Consider the following 23,052-nt stretch of genomic DNA (forward strand, 5'->3'; position numbering starts at 1 on the left):
GCGACGCAAGGCCGCTCCTACACACACACCGCAAGTCAGATCGCCGTTGCTCCGCCGTCCACAGTCAGGCTATGCCCGGTGGTGAAAGCCGCGCCATCGCTACACAGGTACAGCACCGCACTGGCAACTTCCTCGACCTTGCCGATGCGCCCCACCGGGTGCATCGCCGCTGCGAACTCTGCCTTGCGCGGGTCCGCCTCATACGCACGGCGGAACATGTCGGTGTCGATCACCGCCGGGCACACCGCGTTCACCCGGATGCCTTTCTTGGCGTATTCGATGGCCGCCGACTTGGTCAAGCCGATCACCGCGTGCTTTGACGCACTGTAGATGCTCATCTTCGGCGCCGCGCCCAACCCTGCCACCGATGCGGTATTGACGATCGCCCCACCGCCCTGGGCCAGCAGCAGCGGCAGCTGGTACTTCATGCACAGCCACACACCCTTGACGTTGACGCCCATGATGGCGTCGAACTGCGCCTCGCTACCCTCAGCCAAACGGCCCTGCTCGATCTCGATGCCGGCATTGTTGTAGGCGTAGTCCAGCCGGCCATAGGCGGCTATCAGCCGTTCATGCAGCTGGCGCACATCGGCCTCCCGGGTCACGTCGCAGGCGATGAACATCGCATCGCCGCCCGCATCGTGGATCAGGCCCACCGTGGCTTCGCCGCCGACCGGGTCGAGGTCGGCCACCACCACTTTCAAGCCTTCACGGGCAAAAGCCAACGCCGTCGCCCGGCCAATACCCGCAGCGCCGCCGGTGACCAGGGCTACCTGGCCGGAAAAGGTCATGCTCATCGTTTGCTCCTGACGCGGCCATTTGTGATATCGCAGCCAAGCATAGTCAGCGCCCAGCCAAGCTGGGCAGCATCATCAGGCCAACGGTTGGTCTACCATGCTTACCAGTGATGTTACCCACCTGGCTGCATCAGCAAGGTAGATTGAATGCACTTCACCCTTCACTGCCCACAAGGACCCGACATGACCCAGACCAACCGCCGCTTCCTGCTCGCCAAACGCCCCGTCGGCGCCGTGCGCCGTGACGATTTCAGCTTCGAGCAAGTGCCCGCCGAACAGCCCGGCGAAGGCCAGGTCCTGGTGCACAACCTGTACCTGTCCCTCGACCCCGCCATGCGCGGCTGGATGAACGAAGGCAAGTCCTACATTCCCCCAGTGGGCCTCGGCCAGGTAATGCGCGCCCTCGGCGTCGGCGAAGTGGTGGCCTCGAACCACCCCGACTACAAGCCCGGCGACCACGTCAGCGGCGCGCTCGGCGTACAGGACTACTTCACCGGCGAGCCCCAAGGCCTGCACAAGATCGACCCCAACCTCGCGCCCCTGCCCCGCTACCTCTCGGCCCTGGGCATGACCGGCATGACCGCCTACTTCGCCCTGCTCGAAGTCGGCCAGCCCAAGGCTGGTGACACCGTGGTCATCTCGGGCGCCGCCGGTGCGGTAGGCAGCATCGTCGGGCAGATCGCCAAGCTCAAAGGCTGCCACGTGGTCGGCATCGCCGGTGGCGCCGAAAAATGCCAATACCTCAAGGACGAACTGGGCTTCGATGGTGTCATCGACTACAAGGCCGAAGACGTACTCGCCGGCCTCAAACGCGAATGCCCCAAAGGCGTAGACGTTTACTTCGACAACGTCGGTGGCGAGATCCTCGACGCCGTGCTCACCCGCATCAACCTCAAGGCCCGCATCGTCATCTGTGGCGCCATCAGCCAGTACAACAACAAGGAAGCCGTCAAAGGCCCGGCCAACTACCTGTCGCTGCTGGTGAACCGTGCACGCATGGAAGGCTTTGTGGTGTTCGACCATGCCAAGGACTATGGAAAGGCCGCGCAGGAGATCGCCGGCTGGCTGGCCAGTGGCAAGGTGAAAAGCAAGGAAGATGTGGTGGAAGGGCTGGAAACCTTCCCAGAGACACTGCTGAAGCTGTTCAGCGGGGAGAATTTTGGCAAGCTGGTGTTGAAGATCTAACCCCTGTAGGCGCGGCCTTGCCGGGGCGCCGGACCGGTCGTAAAGGGCTGCGCAGCAGCCCCAGCACTCTCGGCATCAGCCGGAAATGAAAAAGGCCAACACGCTCGTGTCGGCCTTTTTTATTAACGCGGGCGTTTACCCTCGAATCTCCGCCACCACCGCAGCCAGCGCCTGCGCCGGGTCCGCCGCCTGGCTGATCGGCCGGCCAATCACCAAATAGTCCGAACCTGCATCCAGTGCCTGACGCGGGGTGAGGATACGGCGCTGATCATCCTGGGCGCTGCCGGCCGGGCGGATGCCCGGGGTCACCAGTTGCAGCAGCGGGTGTGCAGCCTTCAGTGCCGGTGCTTCCAGCGCCGAGCACACCAGGCCGTCCATACCCGCCTTCTCGGCCAGCGCCGCCAGGCGCAGTACCTGCTCCTGCGGGTCAACATCCAGGCCGATACCGGCCAGGTCTTCACGCTCCATGCTGGTCAGCACGGTCACGCCAATCAGCAATGGCTGCGGGCCACTGCGCTTGGCCAACTCTTCACGGCAAGCCGACATCATGCGCAGGCCACCGGAGCAATGTACGTTGACCATCCACACACCCATCTCGGCGGCGGCCTTGACCGCCATTGCCGTGGTGTTGGGGATATCGTGGAACTTGAGGTCGAGAAACACTTCGAAGCCCTTGGCACATAGGGTCTCGACGATGCCGGAGGCACTGCTGGTGAACAGTTCCTTGCCCACCTTTACCCGGCACAGCGCAGGGTCGAGCTGGTCAGCCAGCTTCAGAGCGGCCTCACGGGTAGGGAAATCGAGGGCGACGATCAGGGGCGTCTGGCAGGCGGACATGGTCAGGGTCTCTTGGCAAGTCGAAAACGGCGCGCATTGTAAACGAAGTGGCGCAGGCTTTGGGGGCCGCGGGTCACGGAATTGGCCCTGCGGTGCACGGCTTCTATAATTGAACCAAAGGATCCGGCAATTGCTCAACATTCGTACAAGCGCCGCCCACTGACGATCAAAGGAGAACGACAATGCCCTGGTATGCCTGGCTGATACTCATCTTAGCCCTCGGCTCGATTGTCGGTGGCTTGATGATGCTGCGAGATACAGCGAAAAAACTGCCGCTGACAGACGACCAGCTGCGCAAGGTGCACGAGCGCAATGCCGAGGCGGATGCCAAGGATTCGCAGGACCGCTAGCCCTGTTGCCAGCCCCAGCCCTCCCCTGGCGGGAGCACCTTGCTTGCCCCGCAATTAAGCAGGGCAAGCCCCCTTCGCTTACTCCACTATCACCTTGTCGCGATTACGCTCCAACAACGCGCTACCGACACCCCTGATTTCCAAAAGCTCATCCACCGAGGCGAACGGACCATTGGCCTCCCGATAGGCAACGATGGCTTCAGCCTTGGCCTTGCCAATCCCGTTGAGCTCTTTTTGCAGGGTAGCGGCATCAGCCTTGTTCAGATCCACCCGCAACGGCTGCGCCGCCACCTGGCTGACCACTGGCACTGGGTCTGGTACCGCAGTGGTAGTCGCGGGAGCGGCGCTGAGGGTAAAGGACAGGCTGGCGAACAGCGGCAGCAGCAGGTAGGACAGTACGGTATTACGCATCATGAATATTCCTTGGGTTGGTCTAGTCGAACAGCCGCTTTCCTGTGGCTGCGCAATCAACCCTAGCGGTTCGCCTGATTTCGCAACAGGCACTCACGCCAGCGAATCGTTACCGAATCGAACAGCAAGAAAACCAACTTCACGCCCCCAAAAATAATGGCGCAATGCCATGTTTCGCGCTAACTTCATGAACTAGTTGAGATAGACGATGGCGTTTAGGTGAATTCCCGTTTAACCTGCGTTTCATTCAGACCAAACGCTGTTGCTTTTCCTACAAGCCTTGCCGGATACGGCCCCCGCCCGCTCGTCGCAAACTCTCGTTACATCGTCTCTATTGGCATGATGCCTGAATAACATCAAACAATCGTTTTTGTTGATCGCTCCGATAAAAATCGGATCCAATATTTCGATGTCAATAAGCATTTTCCCTGAATCAGGGGAAAAAAACGTGCCAGACGGGATGTCATTCTGATGACTAAGTGATAAATTTGCGGCCATTGGACAACCGCTGTGCTTGAAGGATCCGAGCAAGATGAATTTTTTTTCACACCCCCCACTGGAACCGCTCGCTTCCTCGTACGCGGTGCCAGCCAGGCCAACCCCCCCGGCCGACTTGCATAACCCCTGAGTTTCACAGCCCTAGCCCAGTAACAACCGCCTTCACTCAACACAAAGAAGACCGTCGCCGTGTCCCTCAAGACCCTCATCGTATTTGGCACCCGCCCAGAAGCCATCAAAATGGCACCTCTGGCCCTCAACCTTGCCCAGGACGACCGTTTCGAGTCCCGTGTCTGCGTTACTGGCCAGCACCGCCAGATGCTTGACCAGGTACTGGAGCTGTTCGAGATCACGCCCGATTACGACCTGAACATCATGAAGCCAGGCCAGGACCTGACAGACGTGACCACGGCCATCCTGCAGGGCCTCAAGCCCGTACTGGCCGAGTTCAAGCCGGACGTGGTACTGGTCCACGGCGACACCGCAACGACCCTGGCGACCAGCCTGGCGGCCTACTACCAGCAAATTCCGATCGCCCACGTCGAAGCTGGCCTGCGCACCAACAACCTGTATTCGCCGTGGCCTGAAGAGGGCAACCGTCGCCTGACCGGCACGCTGGCAGCGCTGCACTTCGCGCCGACCTCGACCTCGCGTGACAACCTGCTCAAGGAAGGCACCGACGCCGCGACCATCTACACCACCGGCAACACCGTGATCGATGCGCTGCTGGAAGTGGTACGCAAGCTGGAAAGCCCAGCGCTGAAGAGCCACTTCGAAAGCCAGTTCGACTTCCTCGACGCCAACCGCCGCATGGTGCTGGTCACCGGCCACCGCCGCGAAAACTTCGGCGATGGCTTCGAGCGCATCTGCCAGGCGCTGGTGCAGACCGCCCGCCAGTTCCCGGATGTGGACGTGGTGTACCCGGTGCACCTCAACCCCAACGTGCGCGAGCCGGTGAACCGCCTGCTGGCCGGGGTCAGCAACATCCACCTGATCGAGCCGCTCGACTACCTGCCGTTCGTCTACCTGATGAGCCGCTCGTACCTGATCCTCACCGACTCCGGTGGCATCCAGGAAGAAGCCCCTGCCCTCGGCAAACCGGTACTGGTCATGCGTGACACCACCGAGCGCCCGGAAGCGGTCGCAGCTGGCACCGTCAAACTGGTTGGCACCGACGTCGACTCGATCCAGCAACACCTGGTGCAACTGCTCACCGATGAAGCGACCTATCGCGAGATGAGCGTGGCCCACAACCCCTACGGCGACGGAAAAGCGTGCGCGCGAATCCTCGATGCCCTTTCCGTATTCTCTAACTCCAAGGACGCAGCATGAGCTTCAACAAGATTTCAGTCGTAGGTCTGGGCTATATCGGCCTGCCAACTGCCGCCGTTTTCGCCGCCCGCAAGAAGCAGGTCATCGGCATCGACGTCAACCAGCACGCGGTCGACACCATCAACCGCGGCGAAATCCACATCGTCGAGCCTGAGCTGGACATGGTCGTTCACGCCGCCGTGACCGAAGGTTTCCTGCGTGCCTCCACCGTTCCGGAAGCTGCCGACGCCTTCCTGATCGCCGTGCCGACGCCGTTCATGGACGACCACGAGCCGGACCTGAGCTACATCGAGTCCGCCAGCAAAGCCATCGCTCCAGTACTGAAAAAGGGCGACCTGGTCATTCTGGAATCGACCTCTCCGGTCGGCGCCACCGAGCAGATGGCCTTTTGGCTGGCCCAGGCGCGCCCGGACCTGAGCTTCCCGCAGACCCACGGTGAAGACTCCGACATCCGCATCGCCCACTGCCCTGAGCGCGTCCTGCCAGGCCACGTACTGCGTGAGCTGGTCGAAAACGACCGGATCATCGGCGGCATGACCAAGAAGTGCTCGGACGCTGCCGTACGCCTGTACCGCACCTTCGTCGAAGGCGAGTGCATCGTCACCAACGCCCGCACCGCCGAAATGTGCAAGCTGACCGAAAACAGCTTCCGTGACGTGAACATCGCGTTCGCCAACGAACTGTCGATCATCTGCGACAAGCTGGACATCGACGTCTGGGAACTGATCCGCCTGGCCAACCACCACCCGCGCGTCAACATCCTGCAGCCTGGCCCAGGCGTAGGCGGCCACTGCATCGCCGTCGACCCATGGTTCATCGTCAGCCAGACCCCAGAGCAGGCGCGCCTGATCCGTACCGCCCGTGTGGTCAACGACAGCAAGCCTGAGTGGGTGATCGACAAGGTCAAGATGGCCCTGGCCAACTTCCTCATCAAGAACCCGGGCAAATCGGCCCAGCAAGTCAAGATCGCCTGCTACGGCCTGGCCTTCAAAGCCGACATCGACGACCTGCGCGAAAGCCCGGCCCTGAGCATTGCCGAGCGCCTGGGCAACGAGCTGGAAGCCACCCTGCAACTGGTCGAGCCGAACATCGAAGCCCTGCCGCAGCGCCTGGCGCGCCACGAGCACGTGGACTTCGACTTCGCCCAGGACAGCGCCGACATCCACGTACTGCTGGTCAAGCACCGTGAATTCCGCGGCACTTTCACCGTCCGCGATGCTGCATTCGTGATCGACGCCGCAGGCGTTACCCAGGGTTGATGGAACAGTCCGCATGAACAACACCACGCTTGAGAAACCTACCGTGAACAATGAGCTGCCGTCACCTTTGGCCGATATTCATGACCGTGTGATGGAAGCCTATTACGGCAAGCTGGGTGATCAGTTCATGCGGGAAACCCAAGCCCGCATCCACTGGATCTGCGCCCAGGTCAAAGGGCGCCGGATCCTGGATGTCGGCTGCTCGCAGGGCATCGTGCCCCTGCTGCTGGCACGTGAAGGCTGCCAGGTCACCGGTGTGGACACCAGCCCGCAGGCCATCGAAGAGGCCAAGGGTTACCTGTCGACCGAGCCGGCCCACATCCAGCAAAACGTCACGTATATCAATTCTGACTTCCTCGCGCTGGACACGCTCGAGGTCGAACCCGACACCGTCGTCATCAGCGAAGTACTCGAACACCTGGTCCGCCCGGAGCTGTTCGTCGAAAAGGCCAACGAACTGCTCAAGCAGGGTGGCCGCCTGGTGATCACCGTGCCGTTCGGGGTCAATGACTTCATTGACCACAAGCACACGTTCTACCTGATGGAACCTTTCCGGCTGCTGGCCGAGCACTTGCAGATCATCGAGATCAAGATGCTGGGCAAGTGGCTGGGCATTGTCGCCGTTAAAAGCGAAACGCATAAACCCGGCATCATCGACTCGCTGACGGTCGAGCGCGTACGTGAGCTGGAAAAGGCGTTTGAGTCCATCGAGCGCACCCTGCGCGAGAACATCGGCGCGATCAGCAAACGCCTGGAAGAAGCGAACAAGAAGTATCGCGGCGCCACCGAGCAGATCGCCCAGCTCAAGCCTGAGGCCCAGAAGGCCGAGGCATTGTCCAAGCAGTTGCAAACGCGCGACGCGGACATTGCAACCCTGCAGAAATCCAACCGTGAAATCCTCGATGCCAAGGCCCAGCGGGTCCAGGAGCTTGAGGAAATCAAACAGCGGCTGGAAGAAGCGAACAGGAAGTATCGCGTAGCGACCGAACAGCTAGCCCTGCTCAAACCCGAAGCGCAAAAAGCCGAGGCGCTCTCCCGTCAGCTCAAGGAACGTGAAGCGGATATCGCCTCGCTTGAGCAGTCGAGCCGGGAGTCCCTTGAAGCCAGCGTTCGCAACGTTCAACAACTGAGCGAAGAACTCGACGCCTTCAAAACGCAACTGACCGAGGCAAACCAGAAGTGCATTACGGCTGCGCAGCAGTACGCCCTTCTGGAGCAACAGTTCGCGGCGCTCGAAGAAGCCAGCGTACAAAGCCTTGCAGACGCCGAGCAACGCTATGACACGCTGCTGAGCCAGCATGAAGACGCGCGCAAGCAATTGAGCGAAGCAAGCGACGAACTCGCTCAGCTGGCTCAAAGCAATAGCGCACTGCATGACAACCTGGCCACCTCCGCAGAGCAGCAACGGGCCCTGGAAGCGCAACTGCAAAGCACTCAGGCTCAGTTGCAAGAGGCCCAGCAAAGTACCGATGCACAAGCCGGGCACATCAGCCAGCTCAGCTCGGAACTCAGCCAGCGGGAAGCAGCGCTGGGATCGCTGCAGCAGCTGCATCAATCCATCGAAGAGCAACTGCAGGCGACGGCCCAGCAGCGAACTGCCGCTGAAGAGCGGGCAGCGCAAAAGGCCGCAAGGCTCGAAACATTGAGGGCGGAGCACGATGCGCTCGCAGCCCAGCTCGAGCAGATGTCTGCACTGCGCGCCGAGGACCAGCGAGAAAACGCTGCCTTGGGCGATAGCATCAGCGCGCTTCGTGAGCAGCACAGTGACCTGGAAAACCAGTTCCGCTCGGTAGCCGGACAACTGGCCGAGGCACAGCAGGTCAACGAGGGCCACGTTGCCACCATCACCGACTTGCGCGCCCACCAGACGGCACTGGAAGCCGAGCTGGAAAACCAACGGCAACAGTCGAACGACCTGTTGGCGCAGGCACAACAGACCAACGTCGAGCACATAGATACCATTACGGCGTTGCGCGCACATCAAGCGGCAGTCCAGGCCAAGCTTGAAGACCAGGCGCAAGCCATGAGCGAGTACCAAACTCAGGCTCAAGAGCAGGAAGCCGCCCACCTCGACACCATCGCTGCATTGCAGTCTGGCCATGCCGACCTGCAAGCCCAGCTGCAACAGGCAGCCGAGCTGCAGGGCGAGACCAACCTGGCCAACGCTGCCCACCTCGACACCATTGCAGCCTTGCAGTCGGGCCATGCCGAGCTTGAAAGCCAGCTGCAACAGGCCGCCGAACTGCAGGACCAGGCCAATCAGGCCAACGCAGCTCATCTCGACACCATTGCAGCCTTGCAGTCGGGCCATGCCGACCTCGAAAGCCAACTGCAACAGGCCGCCGAACTGCAGGACCAGGCCAATCAGGCCAACGCAATGCACCTCGACACCATTGCAGCGCTGCAGTCGAGCCATGAACAGCTGGAAAACCAGCTGCTGGAGGCTGCCGAGCTACAGGAAAGAACCCGTCAGGCCAATACAGCTCACATGGAAAACATTACTGCCTTGCGAGCACACCAGGCAGCACTGGAAACCGAGCTGGAAAACCAGAGTCAGGCAATGACCCGTCTGCAAACGCAAAGCAATCAGGATATTGCCGAGAAAGACGACACGATCACTACGCTGCGCATGCGCCAAGCGGAACTGGAAGCCGAACTTGAAAGCGAGTTGGAGTATATGAACGAATTGCAGGCCCAAACCCAACGGGCCGATGCTGCTCAGGCTGAGACCATCGCTCTGTTGAAAGCCCGTCAAGCTGAACTGGAAACAGAGCTGGCCGATCAGCGCCAGACCATGAACGAACTGCAGGTTCAGAGCCAGCAGGCCAATGCCGTACACGCGAACACGATTACCGCATTGCAGAACCGTCAGACTGAGCTGGAAGTCCAGTTGCAGGTGATGAACGACGTTCAGGCACAAAGCCAGCGCGAGCATGCAGCACAAGTCAACTCCATCAATGCTTTGGTTGAACAGCGCGCCGTGCTGGAAGACCGCTTGCAGGCGCTGACCCTCGCCAACACCCAGTCCGAAGAAGCCCGGGCCTCGCTGGCAGAGACCATTGCGTCGCTGAATCAAGCCAAGGACATGCTCGAAGAGCAACTCCAGCTGGAAAGCGTCAGCCGTCAAGCTGCCGAAGCCAGTCTCGCCGCCACCAACGAACAATGGCAGGGTCTGCGCCAGCAACTGGAAGCCGAACTCAACTCGTCCAAGGCAGGCCTTGGCGCGGCAAACATGAAGTACCGCGCCGTCACCGGCGAACAGATTCCACAGTTGAAGGCCAGCCTCAATCAGCTGCTGGAACGCAGCTCAGCTCAGCAACGCAAGATCGACGAGCTCAACGAGAACCTGGGCCGAGCCAACACCCAGCGCCACCTGGCTGAACAGCGCCTGGTCAAGACGCGTTCCAGCATGACCTACCAGCTCGGCTACCAGATCAAGAACAGCGCCAGCTCCCTGGGCGGCCTGGTCAAGTTGCCGGTGCGCCTGCTGCGGCTGTACCGCAAGGCCAACCAGCAACGCCAGCAAAACGAGCAGAAACTGCTGGCCAACGAACCGCTCAAGGCACTGCTGCCGCCGCCACCTGTGGTGCAGGACGAGAACTACCTCAAGCTGCCAGCTGCCCTGGCAACCAGCGAGCAGAGCCGCACTACCCTGCTGCGCCAAGCCGACCAGCCCGTCAGCCGCCTGAAAGTGGCGTGCGTGATGGATGAGTTCACCTTCGGCTCGTACCGCTACGAATGCGACCTGATGCCACTCACGCCAGCCAACTGGAAAGTGGAAATCGAAGGCTTCGGCCCAGAACTGCTGTTCATCGAGTCCGCCTGGCGCGGCAAGGATGACCTGTGGGGCAGCAAGGTCGGCCACAACGGCCAGGAGCTGCAAGACATTCTCGCCTGGTGCCGTCAGAACAAAGTGCCGACCGTCTTCTGGAACAAGGAAGACCCGGTCCACTTCGAGACCTTCCTGACCACGGCCAAGCAGTTCGACCACGTGTTCACCACCGATATCGACTGCATCCACCGCTACAAGGGCGCACTCGGTCACGACCGCGTCTACCTGCTGCCGTTCGCTTGCCAGCCTGCGCTGCACAACCCGATCGAACTGTACGAACGCAAGGATGCCTTCTGCTTCGCCGGTGCCTACTACGCCCGTTACCCTGAGCGCACCCGCGACCTGGGCAACTTCGTCACCGAGCTGCCGAAGTTCCGCCCACTGGAAATCTTCGACCGTAACTTCGGCAAGAACGATGTCAACTATCAGTTCCCCGAGGAATACCAACCGTACATTGTCGGCACCCTGCCCTTCGAGAAAATCGACACGGCATACAAAGGTTACCGCTACGCGATCAACCTCAACTCGATCAAACAGTCGCAATCGATGTTTGCCCGACGTGTCTTCGAACTGCTCGGCTGCAACACCCTGACCGTGAGCAACTTCTCGCGCGGTGTGCGCCTGCTGTTCGGCGACCTGGTCGTCACCACCGACAATGGCGAAGAGATGCTCCGTCGCCTGCAGCTGCTGGCAGAAGACCCGCTGAACAGCGACAAGCTGAGGCTGGCTGCCCTGCGTAAAGTGATGCAGGAGCACACCTATACCCAGCGTCTGGAATACGTGATGAGCAAGGTCACCGGCACCTCGAAGGCCCAGCGCCTGCCGGAGATCGTGGTTGTCTGTGAGGCTCAGGATCGCCAGCAATTCGACATGCTGCGCGCTCACCTGAACCGTCAGACCTACAGCCAGGTGCGCATGGTCATCATCAGCGATGCCTACCAGAGCAGCATCGTGACTGACGACCCGCGAATCCTGGTGCTCAAGCCTGCCCAACTGAAGAAGACTTCTCTCGGTGAGCTGGTCGGCAATACCCCTTGGGTTGCCGCCTTCGTGCCTGGCGACTACTACGGCCCCAACTACCTGCTCGACCTGGCACTGGCAACCCGCTACAGCCGTGCCCAGGTGATTGGTAAAGCTGCACACTTCACCTGCAAAGGCCAGCAAGCCGAACTGCTGTCCAACGAACAGGCCTACCGCCCGACGCAAACACTTGCCGCCCGCCGTTCGCTGGTAGCAACCGAGATCGTCGCCGCCCAACCCCTGCGCAGCTGGCTGAAGAACCTGCCATCACTGCAGTACACCCACGCTCAAGGGTTGGCCATTGATCCGTTCAACTACTGCGAGAACGGCGCGGCACAACACGAGGCAGTCAGTACCAAGGTCAACGACCTCGAGCTGAACCTGGGCATGACCATCGATCAGCTGCAAGCCCGGGCACAGTCGATCGCGCCGCTGCAGGTCAGCCACGATGCGCCTGAGATCACTGGCCGCGGTTTGGCCGACATGTTTGGCGTCATTCGCAACAAGTTCGTGGACCTGATCGTCGACGGCGATAACTGGCGCGTGCACTCCAAGCTCGCGGACGGCAAGCACGAATACATCTACGCCCAACAGGAAGTCCGTGTGGATGAACTGGGTTGCGAAGGGGGCCGCCTGAAGCTGTTCCTCGACTGCACACCCGGCTTGAACCTGCAGTTGGTCGTGCTGTTCCTGGATGCCGACAAACAGCGCATCAGCCACGTCATGCAGTATCCGAACCGCAACCAGACCGCCGATGTTCCGCCAGAAGCTGTGTTCGTGCGTTTTGGCCTGCGCGCCTACGCGGCGGGCAGCACCGACCTGAAAGCACTGGTGCTGGGGCATCGCAACCTGCAGCCCTCTGAAATGATGGGCCGTGGCGAGCACCTGCTGCTGACCAATCACTACCCGACCTACTCCGACTTGTACCGCAACAAGTTCGTGCACACCCGGGTAACGGCCTACCAGGAACACGGTATCGATGTAGACGTGTTCCGTTTGCGCCCCAATGAGACCGTGAGCTACCACGAGTTCCAGAACATCGATGTAGTCACAGGTTGCACATCGACCTTGACGAAGATGCTCGAGAAGAATCGCTACAAATCGATCCTCGTGCATTTCCTCGACGAGCAGATGTGGAATGTGCTGCGTCCATTCCTGAACAGCACACGCATCACTGTCTGGGTACACGGCGCGGATATTCAGCCTTGGTGGCGTCGTGAGTTCAACTTCGCGACCGACGAACAACTGCACCTGGGCAAGCTCGCCAGCGAAAAACGCATGACCTTCTGGCGTGGGCTGCTGCAACCCATGCACCCGAACCTCAAGCTGGTGTTCGTGTCGCGCTACTTCGCCGAAGAAGTCATGGAAGACCTCGGGTTCCGCCTGCCGGAAGCTCAGTACGAGATCATTCACAACCCGATCAACACCGACTTGTTCGACCATCGGGAAAAGTCGGCCGAGCAGCGCAAGAAGGTGCTCTCGATTCGTCCTTACACCTCGAAGACCTACGCCAACGACCTGACTGTCAAGGCAATCCAGAGCCTGACGAGCAAGCCCTGGTTCAATGACATGGAGTTCTGCCTGATCGGTGACGGCCCTCTGTTTGAAGAAACGCTGGCTCCGCTACGCAGCTACGCCAACGTGAAAATCCAGCAGGGCTTCCTCAACCACACGGAGATCGCGCAAACCCACAAGGACTACGGCATTTTCCTGTGCCCGAGCCGCATGGACACCCAAGGCGTATCCCGTGATGAGGCCATGTCGTCAGGCCTGGTACCTGTGACTACCGCCGTCGCGGCAGTACCCGAGTTCGTCGACAACCAATCCGGCTACGTGGTCGAGCCCGAAAGCCACGAGCAACTGGCGAAAGCGATCGAGGACATGTACCTCAATGGCAGCACCTTCGTCGTGAAGTCCAAAGCTGCAGCCAAGCGTGTTCGCGAGCAGAGCGCCAGCGTCAAGATGGCCGAGCGGGAAGTTGCTGTGATTCAGAATCATTGAAGACGATGATGAAACCCGCTTTGAAGCATTTCGTTTTTACCAATTTTGGTATCGGCATCAAGGATGAACTGTGGCTGTCCTACAGGCTGGAGGTCTTTAGCAATACTGCCCTCCCGTCTTTGGCCAACCAGAGCAATCAGGGTTTCGAATGGATCATCTTCGTTGATGAAGCACTGCCGACACTGCACCGGACGCGACTGGAGACGTTGCTGCGTGGTTCTGGCCTGAATGCGCGCACGCTTCGGGTCAGCGACTATTCTATGGTCAGTCGCGAAATCCTGCGCCTGATCAAGGACGTTGACGAGGCGGTCCTGGTAACTTCGCGCATGGATGATGACGACTGCATTGATGAGCACGTCATCGACCTGATCCAGGCCGAGGCCACCTCCGAGCACAACATCTCGGAGGTGCTGCTGATATCGCTGAAAAACGGTATCGAATTCCTGCCTTCGGATGAGTGCTATCGCCCGGTCGAATACGACACGCTGGCACTTGCACTGACCCTGGTGGACAAGACAGCAGGCCCCAAGTCGCACTCCATTACTCAGTATGCGCACCACCTTGTCGTCTCGACGCTGGAACAGCATCGGATTTCCGCCGAGCACATTCATCTGAGCAGAGCGGAACCGCTTTATCTGTATACCAAGCACCCGCTCAGCGATTCGTACTTCTTTGGCGCGCGCGCACGCATACTCAGCTCGCCCGCGTGCGTGAAAGGGTTCGATCCGGCGCTGTTTGCGCGGTTCGGCCTACAGACTGCCCAGCTTGAATACCTGACCCAGCTGCTGCGAGAGTCTCCGCTGGGCATGCCGCACAAATACCTTGAGAAGCTAAATACCGTCCGTCAGCAAATCAAGGCTGAACAACAGAACGTCTTTGGTGCCGACCAAGAAGTATTGAACAAACTCCTGTCGCAAAAAGCTCGCCTTGAAGTGAAGGCCTCGCGCCCGAACCCCGTGAAAGCGAATGCAGGGAAGATTCGCGTTGCCATTCTCGGTTCAAGTGCTTCGCACAATTTGTTCACGTTTCAACAAGAAGCCCTCGAACGCTTCGAGGTGTGTTTTTACATGTCTCAATCGTCGGTTATCTCTTACATGGCACCGCCCTGCCTCGATGCCCGGTTCAAGGTCGATACCGAAGACGCCGAGGCTAAACGTGTTCAGTGGGACGCCTCCAAAGACCACTGGAAACAGCTTGAGCAAGCTCGGCCCGACATCGTCATTGTCGATTTCTTTGACGAAAGCATCGGCATCGCAACGTTTGGAAGTTCCATCGTTTCGGCCAGCCCGCTCATGCTCAAAACACTGTCGCGTTGCGGTATCGAGTTCAAGTTGCAGGCCCCCTGGAGTGAGGAAGCCAAGCAATTGCGCACCTGGGCGCTGCCCATGTTCCTTGAGCGCCTGGCTAGCCTGTGCCCGAACATTTTCGTGCACCAGGCCAACTGGGCGAGCCAGTACAAGAGCAAGGAAACCGTTGCAAGCTTCGCCGGGAGCACCTTCGAGAACCTCATCGACCTCAACAATGCAATCATTGACCCGATGCTGGAAGGCCTGGAGAACTCGACGATCCCAGTCGAGAGAATCGGCGGCAAGGACGCTGGCTTGATTGCAGGGGGGGCGCCTCGCTGGGCCTATTGCCCGTATCACTATGACAGCCCGTACTACAGAACCATCGCCAAACAAGTATTTGCAAAGATGGTGCAGCACGTCTCAAAAAACGAGCACAAATGGGCGTTTTGCCCGTATTACTACCACGGCACCTATTACAGAACCCTCGCCAAACAATTGCTGGCGCGGATCATCAATTGAAGTGATCAGATCATGAAACCGTACCTCTTCCTTATTGCACTCCTGACGATGTTGGCCGGTTGCGATCAACAACCGACAGGCGAGGTGATGCCAGCGGAAAAATCGGCCAACACCCTGCGCCTGAGTGACGCTACCTATGTGCTGCTCAGGGGCACACATCAGAAATCGCACAAGAAACCGAATGGCGCGGGGTTCGTGAGCATGCACGAATTCGTCTATGCCGGCGTTGACAAGATCGCTGAAAACGACGTCTACGCTGTGCTGAAAAATAACGGCTACACGCGCAAGATCATCAGCAATGATGCTACCCAGTTCAAAGTGCAGTATTACAAAAAGTCCCTGCCACCGATCGGCGCCATTTTTGTAACGCGCGCCAAGGAAGGTGGGCATGAGACCCTCGCCAATATTTATTGGCAGGAAAAATAATGTACGCCCATCTCACATTTGCTTATTCGGTTTCGCGTTAGCATGAAACTCCAGCAGCAGATAAAAGCCACCATCGGCTGGTGTATTTCCCTGGGCGTGAAATTCGTCAAGGTGGTGCCGATCATTACCGGCCTGGTGCAAATCAGCACCTTGGCGAGCCAGATATTTCTTTTGCTGGCTTTCTTCCTGCCTCTTAAAGTCATCATTCTTCTAGGCTCAGACAAAACCCCTGCCTATTTTCCTTCGATCCTGCATACGCTCGAGAAGGATCATTTGATCTATGCACTGACGGCAGCGGCGGCCCTTTCCTATATCGCCTATCTGCTGGCGGAACTGGCGACCGCACTGCTGTGCCGTAAAGGCACCCAGACCCTCCTCGCTCGCACGTCCAAGCTCAATTTGTTCGAGAACCAGGAAAAAATTGCCACCAACGCCTACTCTCGCTTCAACCGAGCGATGGCAGGGGGGGCTTTTTTTGGCTTGAGCACGGTGGCGCTTGCCTTTGTATACCCGAGCCTGCTGCTGGCGATTTTCGCGTATCTGGCCGTAGCATCGACCGTTTGCGTGCTGGCCTACAACCACAGCAAGCGCATTCGCGATAGCTTCCACCAGCACTACAGCCCTATTCTTAATGCCTTGGCGGCAACAGGATTCCTGCTGAGTTTCTTCGTCCTGGTGACTGACTTCCTGTATTTCCAGCACACCAAGATTTTCAACGCCGTCATCGCCGTTCTGATCATGCGCCAAGGCTTGCAGAGGCTGTCGAGCATGATGCTGGACATTATCGGCCTGCGCATTCAGCATCGGCAGGTCAATGCGCTGTTTTATCAGTCTCAGCCGCTCATCGAACTGCGCCCGCAAAGCAATGGCTTGGATTATATCCTGCAGGCAGAAAACAGAGACAAATGGGTGCGCGAGCTGCTTCAAAAACTGAATGCTGAGGCGGTCGACAGCTATCAGATGCAATGGCATCAGGTGGGCTTTACCGATATCTACGCCTTCACCCTGCAGTTTGCCGATGACGCCGTTGAGCACAGCCTGCTGGTCAAAGTGTTTGGCAACAACATCTCATCCTCGGCGCTGCAGGAACGGGCGCTGCTGACGACGCAACGCGGCTTGCCAGTCTTGCCCTTTGTGGGTCATTACAAGGTCAGTGACATAGATTGCCATGTCTATCGATTTGAAGCGTCTGACAAGCTGGCCGGCCGGCAGATTGGCGAAGGCATACTTGGCGTGGCAAAGAGGCTGATACTGCTGGAGCCCGCTGCAGAGCTGATTGCCCAATTCACGCGCACGCGCTTGTACCTCGAACAACGTCTTGATGAAGCCACGATCAGCTCGCTCCGTCTGGCCTGTATCAATGATGACGACACTCAACGTGTCGAGCGCATCATCAACACCTTGCCGTGCATTACCCGGCAACTGGCCGAGCTTCCTCGCCAGATCGTGCCCCTGGATGTCACCAACAACACACTACTGGCGTCCCCCTCCTCCGGCTTTGTCCTCAGCCACTGGAGCAACTGGCGCATTGAAGCGATTGGCTGCAGTTGGCCAATCGCGCAAAAAGATGCGCTTTTCGAAACGCTCGGCTCCAGCGACCAGCGCCCGGCACTTGCTAACGCCGAGCAGCAAAAGGTCTGGCTGGCTGCACTGATGTACATGCTGGAAAGACATATTGTGCGTAAAGACTATTCGGCAGCCCTTGCATTGACACCTGACATCGTCAGCTGCATAGAGATTTTTGATACACCCACAGCTGTAGAGGGCGCGACGCAATGACGAAAGTCTCGATGATTGTATGGAATGAATTCCTCAACGACGCGCGCGTGATGAAGGAAGCTCAAACGCTGCAACGGGCCGGTTATCAAGTTCGCGTGTTCGCACTGCACACGCCAGGCGTCACCCAACAGCAGGCAGTGCTCGACGATGGCATAGAAGTTGTTCGAGTGGCCCGCTCGCCGCTTTGGAAACTGCGTAAGAAGAACCAGCAGCCTGCGGTGAAAGCCGGTGGCGAGTCTCAGCAGTCCGCGCCGGTGAAGCCAAGCCTGAAATTGCTTGTTCTAAGAGCTGTATCACGCGGGTGGACGCACCTCGCGCTGCTGTTCAAGATGCTTGAGTACCGGGCGACGGTCGTGCACTCGCATGACGTCAATACCCTGCCCACCGCCTGGCTGGCAGCAAAATTGTCACGCGCCAGGCTGGTGTACGACGCACACGAAATCAGTACCAGCCGAGAAGGCTACAAGAGCCTGCGGAAGGTCGTCGGGTTTGTAGAAAAACAGCTGATGCCCTCGGCAAATGGCACGATCACCACAACCGACGCACGGGCCAAGTACTTTGCTCGCGCCTATGGCGTGGAGCGGCCATTGGTTCTACAAAACCGACCCAGGCTGATTGAAAGCCCACCCTCGAACCGCATTCGAGAAGAGCTCGGCCTGGTCGAGCCGTGGCCGATCGTTCTTTATCAAGGTGGTTTACAGCAAGGCCGCGGGCTGGAAAAACTGGTCCGCACGGCGCAGCACGTGCCTGATTGTTACTTTGTGCTGATCGGCGGCGGCCGGTTGACCCAACCGCTCACGCAGTTGGCGCAAGAACTGAACCTGCAGCACAAAGTGCATTTCATTCCAACGGTGGCCCTGGCCGAACTGCCAAGCTATACGGCCTCTGCCGACGTGGGTGTGCAGCCTATCGAAAACACCTGCCTCAATCATTACACCACGGATTCGAACAAACTCTTCGAGTATGTAATCGCCGGGCTACCGGTGATTGCCACTGACTTCCCTGAAATCCGCAGGATTGTCAGAAGCAATGACATCGGCCTGCTGGTACCGGCCAATAACGAGCAAGCCCTCAGCCGCACAATCATTCAGTTGCTGGAAGACCCCGCGCTGCGCGCACGGTTCGCCAGCAACGCCAGGAAGACCGCGCAAAACTTGAATTGGGAAAGCCAGGAAAAGTGTTTAGTTGATCTCTACGAGCGGGTGCTGCTCACCCACGCTCACACCAGGTAACCCGGCCGTGAAGACACGCATTCTCTTTTTGAGTTTTTACTACCCGCCGGACCTGTCGGCAGGCTCCTTCCGTGCCGAGGCATTGGTAAAAGCACTCTTGGATAATGTCGGCGACCATGTGGAAATCGATGTCGTTACCACACAGCCCAATCGGTACCATACCTTCAAGACCACGGCCTCAAGCTTTGAGCAGTCGCCGAGCCTGACCGTACGGCGACTGGCGGTGCCTGCCCATAAAAGTGGTTTCATTGACCAGGCGTTTTCATTCGGCTCGTTTGCCTACCAAGTATGCAAAGTAGCCAACAGCAAACAGTACGACCTGATCTTTGCCACCTCTTCGCGCTTGATGACAGCCTCGCTGGGCGCTTACATCTCCCGAAAAACAGGTACCAAGCTGTATCTGGACATTCGAGATATTTTTGTCGACACCTTGCAAGGGGTACTGCCACCTACCCTCGGCAAACTAGCTTCTGTTGTCTTTTCATCCATTGAAGCTAGCACGATCCGACAGGCTGACAAAGTTAATCTTATTTCACCTGGGTTTACGCCCTATTTTAACAAGCGCTACCCCGACAAGGTATTCACCTTGCATACCAACGGGATCGATGAGCTCTTCCTCACGCCGCCGCCGTTGCCGCCGGCACCGGTCGTCACGCAATACCTGCCTGCACTACCGCGCCGATTGAAAATTGTGTACGCAGGCAATATTGGTACCGGGCAAGGCCTGCACCTCATTGTCCCGCAACTGGCCAAGCACCTCGAGGATGAAGCCGACTTTCATCTGATCGGATCTGGCGGGGCCATCGAGCGTTTGAAGAAAGCACTGGCTCGCGAGCAGGTGACAAACGTCTATCTCGCGCCCCCGATGAAGCGTGACTCTTTATTGAAGCTTTACCGTGAAGCCGATGTACTGTTCTTGCACTTGAATGACATGAAGGCGTTCCGTCGAGTATTGCCCTCCAAGCTGTTCGAGTACGCAGCAACTCAGAAACCTATTTTGGCAGGTTTGTCCGGGTACCCAGGTCGATTTGCAAGCAGACGCATTCACAATACGGCGGTATTCAGCCCCTGTGATCTCGAAGCCGCTATCAGATCATTCAGGAGCCTGGAACTGGGCCCCACAGCTCGAAATGATTTCATACAAAAATACTCGCGAACAGCTATCAAAAGGAGGATGGCCTTCGACTTGCTGACCACATCACCCAAGCATTCGGAGTTCGAGCAAACTGAATAGTCAAGGGTCGACAAGTTTGCTAGAATTCAGAGTTTAAATTTACATTAACAAACCCAAGGTCTAACGCTTAACATGAAAAAAATCACCTACGTCGCGGTTTTGTCCTGCCTACTCGCTTTGGGCGGCTGCAATGAAGAAAAAGGGACTGACATCCAACTTCCTTCCGGCGAAAAGCTGACGCTCGAAGGTAACATGACAAAAAATGTTACCAAACCTATCGAAAACGGTACTTTCAAGACTTTCGAAATCCAGTACAACCTGGCTCAAGCTGAAACCAAGGCCAAAGTCGACGAGCGCTTCCGCGCATTGGGGTATGTTGCTGCCGAGCAGCCAAACGCTGAATCCGCGGCAGTTAAAGTACACTACATGAAGAAAAACTCTCCAACCATTGGTGTTTTGATCAATGATAAAAACCCAGCACTGGTGAGCATCTACTGGCAAGAAAAGCAGCAATAAGCTGCTCCGGCACCCGCGCATCGAAAGACGAATATTCCCACTGCTGAGCACTCGCAGTGGGAATATCTTTTAGTATCAATCACTGACCTGCATTGCGCTCGGCGCCCCACTCTGGGTCTGTGCCCCTCAACAGACTTATACCTGCATAACCGATAGATCAATCCTCACACAATCAGCACCCAGCACATCAATAATAATCAATCTGTCACCGCCCCACACTCAGGCTAGGCTACCTATGCACATTAACTACGAAGCGCTCACTACCGACTGGTTCGACAGAGCCATGGGAACGGGCCCACAAGGCGGCAAGTGGAAACCCAAGCATCACCTTGACCTATACAGGCCATGGCCAGAGCAGTACGTGGCTGATTTCAATCAACCCTTCAACCCTTTCGCCTTCGCTATTAATGCCTGTGCATTGGCGAGCACCTGCAAGGTTCAGGGCCCGTCAAAAGTAATACTCGACCAGATCGACTACCTGGACCTGGCGGCCTCTATCTACACTGACACACTGGGCAATCACAACTACATCAGAAACGACTTTTCATTCCCAATGTATTGGGCCACCATGAAAAGACCTTTCTATGGCGCCTTCATGAATGCGTACACCGCCTACGGCTACATGCGCATATTTGAAGCCACCCATGATGAGAAACATTTAAACAAAGCATTGAAGCTCATTTCGACGATAACATCCAACGACACCAAGCTCAAGTTATCCGAGAAAGACTCACGTGGCGACCTCTGGCTTTACGAATATGTCTTCACCCCCCTGGAGACAGACGCAGAGCATTTCAAAAAGTTAGGCACTGAAACCCAGCCGGACGGCACCATGCGCTTCCGGATTTATAACGGCCACATCGGCGCCTTGATTGCACTGCTAAAATTCAGAAAACTGACAAATATGGGCTTTGTCGATGAAACCATCGAACAAGCCCTTTTAACAATGTCGAAAAATCTGGGCAGCCAGCTTTTAGATAATCAGTTTTTTTCCTACTCGATTGAAGCCCCACAGCTTCCGGATTACGGGCAAGCGAGAGCAGTCCATCTTGCCAAGCAACTGTCCGAAGCCACGGATGATGAGCAACTAAAACTCACGTATCAGGCTTTTGATAAATTCTACCGTGAGTCAATCAAGGACCGCGAAAAAGAAGTTTATGCCGCGGGAAGAGCAACTGCACGCGAATTGTACTCCCCGCTCAAATCGATGTGATCGATAGCGACGTGCAGTGCAGCAGGAACCCAAGCGAGGCCAAAGGCGCGTCATTGGGTTCCCCCCCCATCTCGAACCCCCTCATCGCGGGACACCCCGACCGTTAACTGAATGCTCGTGAAGAGTACGCATGTACTCCAGCCCGGGAGCGCGACTGCGTTGCATTCCTACTGGAGCCTAGGGATAATGGATTGTCCGACACGTACGCATGCCAGTTTATGCATTGCTGTGTTAAATATCACCACATGAGGCTGACAGGAACAGTGATCAAGAACTTACTGATTTACGGTAGCTGTGTATCCAGAGATATATTCAACTTAGAGCATAGCCGGGTCTTTAAGTTAACCGATTACTTTGCCAGGTCTTCAATGGCCTCACTGTCGAGTTCGCCCTATGCCAATGATGCGGCATTAGACCGTATACCCTCAGCTTTCCGGCGACGCATGGTCGGGTATGACTTTTCCAAAGAGCTGATCCTCCAGCCTGAACGACTGTCCAGCGCCGACATCATATTGATCGACTTGATTGACGAGCGGTTCGACCTCGTCGCCCTGCCGACAGGCCAAGTCATCACCCACTCAAGCGAGCTTACCGAAAGCGGCCTGCTGGCTGACAGCGACATACAAGGGTTTCGATTAATTCAGCAAGGCACTGAAGAACGCAGAGCGCTGTGGCTTGAAGGCATGCAAAAGTTTATTGAGCTGCTGAAGCAGCACAACAAGCTGGACAGCGTACTTGTCAATAAAGTCTACTGGGCTTCCCAGTTTGAAACACCGAGCGATTCAAACTTCCCGGTTACCCTTACTGCAGTAAACAATGCCAACCAGGAGCTGGAATGGATGTATGCTGCGCTTCATAGCCAGCTGGAAGACAACCAATTCCTCACCTTTCCGCCCGAACTTCTAACCGCCGATGAGTCTCATCGCTGGGGCGCATCGCCCTTCCATTATTGTGAGGGCTATTACAAAGAAGCGCTCTCGCAGTTAACCTCCAAGCAAAAGTCGATTGGTGGTGATAACCCCGCGATCAACGACGCGTCAGGCAAAGCCCCCCTGGTGTCCGACGGCGCCAAAATCACGGTGGCGGCTTACAGAACAGAAAGTGAAATTTTCGCGCATTGCTCATTGGTCATGGACGGCAAGATCTATGAAAATGGCAACTTCGCTTTCTATTTGCTGATTGATGGCGTTCGCCATGATGTACGCTGGTACGAGCCGTCACCCCGCGCACGATTCCCTATCCCTGATACACCTGGCGAACTCGTAGTGGTGGCATTTTACAAGGACCCGCAAGATCAACAAACTTCCAGTAAACGAAGCGTCAGTTGCCTGACACGTTAACCAGGTAAGGCAAACCCAAAGCTGATATCTGACTTTCAAGCA

General features: G+C 57.5%; 16 protein-coding genes. 13 read left to right on the plus strand and 3 right to left on the minus strand.

Annotated elements, in window-relative coordinates; genetic code table 11:
* Nucleotides 1-35 precede the first annotated feature (35 nt).
* Nucleotides 36-797, minus strand: coding sequence for an SDR family oxidoreductase (locus NP534_RS12625; RefSeq protein ID WP_258714506.1), 762 nt, complete (start codon nucleotides 795-797; stop codon nucleotides 36-38).
* Between the two features lie 183 nt (nucleotides 798-980).
* On the opposite strand from NP534_RS12625, the gene NP534_RS12630 reads away from it, so the two are divergent.
* Nucleotides 981-1,982, plus strand: coding sequence for an NADP-dependent oxidoreductase (locus NP534_RS12630; RefSeq protein ID WP_274098907.1), 1,002 nt, complete (start codon nucleotides 981-983; stop codon nucleotides 1,980-1,982).
* A gap of 135 nt (nucleotides 1,983-2,117) precedes the next feature.
* On the opposite strand, the gene pyrF is transcribed toward NP534_RS12630, so the two are convergent.
* Nucleotides 2,118-2,819: an orotidine-5'-phosphate decarboxylase gene (pyrF, locus tag NP534_RS12635; RefSeq protein WP_033700668.1), complete on the minus strand. Its 702-nt coding sequence runs from the start codon at nucleotides 2,817-2,819 to the stop codon at nucleotides 2,118-2,120.
* Nucleotides 2,820-3,001: 182 nt separating this feature from the next.
* Between pyrF and NP534_RS12640 the strand changes: the two genes are divergently transcribed.
* Nucleotides 3,002-3,169 (plus strand): DUF2897 family protein, encoded by a 168-nt coding sequence (locus tag NP534_RS12640; RefSeq protein WP_077068581.1) that lies wholly within the window; start codon nucleotides 3,002-3,004, stop codon nucleotides 3,167-3,169.
* 78 nt (nucleotides 3,170-3,247) lie between these two features.
* Here the strand turns inward: NP534_RS12640 and NP534_RS12645 are convergent, their stop codons facing one another.
* The gene (locus tag NP534_RS12645) at nucleotides 3,248-3,580 is read right to left on the minus strand and encodes a ComEA family DNA-binding protein (RefSeq protein ID WP_274098920.1); all 333 of its coding nucleotides are present in this window, start codon (nucleotides 3,578-3,580) and stop codon (nucleotides 3,248-3,250) included.
* Nucleotides 3,581-4,267: 687 nt separating this feature from the next.
* On the opposite strand from NP534_RS12645, the gene wecB reads away from it, so the two are divergent.
* The 11 genes from wecB to NP534_RS12700 all read left to right on the plus strand — a co-directional run bounded on the left by wecB (nucleotide 4,268) and on the right by NP534_RS12700 (nucleotide 23,010).
* Complete coding sequence (wecB, locus tag NP534_RS12650; protein ID WP_274098908.1) at nucleotides 4,268-5,410, plus strand: non-hydrolyzing UDP-N-acetylglucosamine 2-epimerase; 1,143 nt, start codon at nucleotides 4,268-4,270, stop codon at nucleotides 5,408-5,410.
* A complete protein-coding gene (wecC, locus tag NP534_RS12655; protein WP_274098909.1) occupies nucleotides 5,407-6,669 on the plus strand; it encodes a UDP-N-acetyl-D-mannosamine dehydrogenase in 1,263 nt (420 codons plus the stop codon). Before wecB ends, wecC begins: the two co-directional genes overlap by 4 nt.
* A gap of 13 nt (nucleotides 6,670-6,682) precedes the next feature.
* Entirely contained in the window at nucleotides 6,683-13,522 is a 6,840-nt protein-coding gene (locus NP534_RS12660; protein WP_274098910.1) for a methyltransferase domain-containing protein, read from the plus strand.
* A gap of 8 nt (nucleotides 13,523-13,530) precedes the next feature.
* Entirely contained in the window at nucleotides 13,531-15,330 is a 1,800-nt protein-coding gene (locus NP534_RS12665) for a glycosyltransferase (protein WP_274098911.1), read from the plus strand.
* Between the two features lie 12 nt (nucleotides 15,331-15,342).
* Nucleotides 15,343-15,756 carry a hypothetical protein gene (locus NP534_RS12670; protein WP_274098912.1) on the plus strand — a complete coding sequence of 138 codons (414 nt, stop codon included), beginning with the start codon at nucleotides 15,343-15,345 and terminating at the stop codon, nucleotides 15,754-15,756.
* 42 nt (nucleotides 15,757-15,798) lie between these two features.
* Nucleotides 15,799-17,535 carry a hypothetical protein gene (locus NP534_RS12675; protein WP_274098913.1) on the plus strand — a complete coding sequence of 579 codons (1,737 nt, stop codon included), beginning with the start codon at nucleotides 15,799-15,801 and terminating at the stop codon, nucleotides 17,533-17,535.
* Nucleotides 17,532-18,767 carry a glycosyltransferase family 4 protein gene (locus tag NP534_RS12680; RefSeq protein ID WP_274098914.1) on the plus strand — a complete coding sequence of 412 codons (1,236 nt, stop codon included), beginning with the start codon at nucleotides 17,532-17,534 and terminating at the stop codon, nucleotides 18,765-18,767. The genes NP534_RS12675 and NP534_RS12680 overlap by 4 nt, the downstream gene beginning before the upstream one ends.
* Before the next feature lie 7 nt (nucleotides 18,768-18,774).
* Entirely contained in the window at nucleotides 18,775-20,001 is a 1,227-nt protein-coding gene (locus NP534_RS12685) for a glycosyltransferase family 4 protein (protein ID WP_033700675.1), read from the plus strand.
* 72 nt (nucleotides 20,002-20,073) lie between these two features.
* Entirely contained in the window at nucleotides 20,074-20,457 is a 384-nt protein-coding gene (locus NP534_RS12690) for a hypothetical protein (RefSeq protein WP_186659330.1), read from the plus strand.
* 235 nt (nucleotides 20,458-20,692) lie between these two features.
* Nucleotides 20,693-21,670, plus strand: a complete 978-nt coding sequence (locus tag NP534_RS12695; protein WP_274098915.1) for a D-glucuronyl C5-epimerase family protein — start codon at nucleotides 20,693-20,695, stop codon at nucleotides 21,668-21,670.
* Between the two features lie 245 nt (nucleotides 21,671-21,915).
* Nucleotides 21,916-23,010, plus strand: coding sequence for a DUF6270 domain-containing protein (locus NP534_RS12700; RefSeq protein ID WP_274098921.1), 1,095 nt, complete (start codon nucleotides 21,916-21,918; stop codon nucleotides 23,008-23,010).
* Nucleotides 23,011-23,052: the final 42 nt, after the last annotated feature.

Origin of the sequence: Pseudomonas sp. 39004, assembly GCF_028682155.1 — a bacterium.
Taxonomy (GTDB): domain Bacteria; phylum Pseudomonadota; class Gammaproteobacteria; order Pseudomonadales; family Pseudomonadaceae; genus Aquipseudomonas; species Aquipseudomonas capeferrum.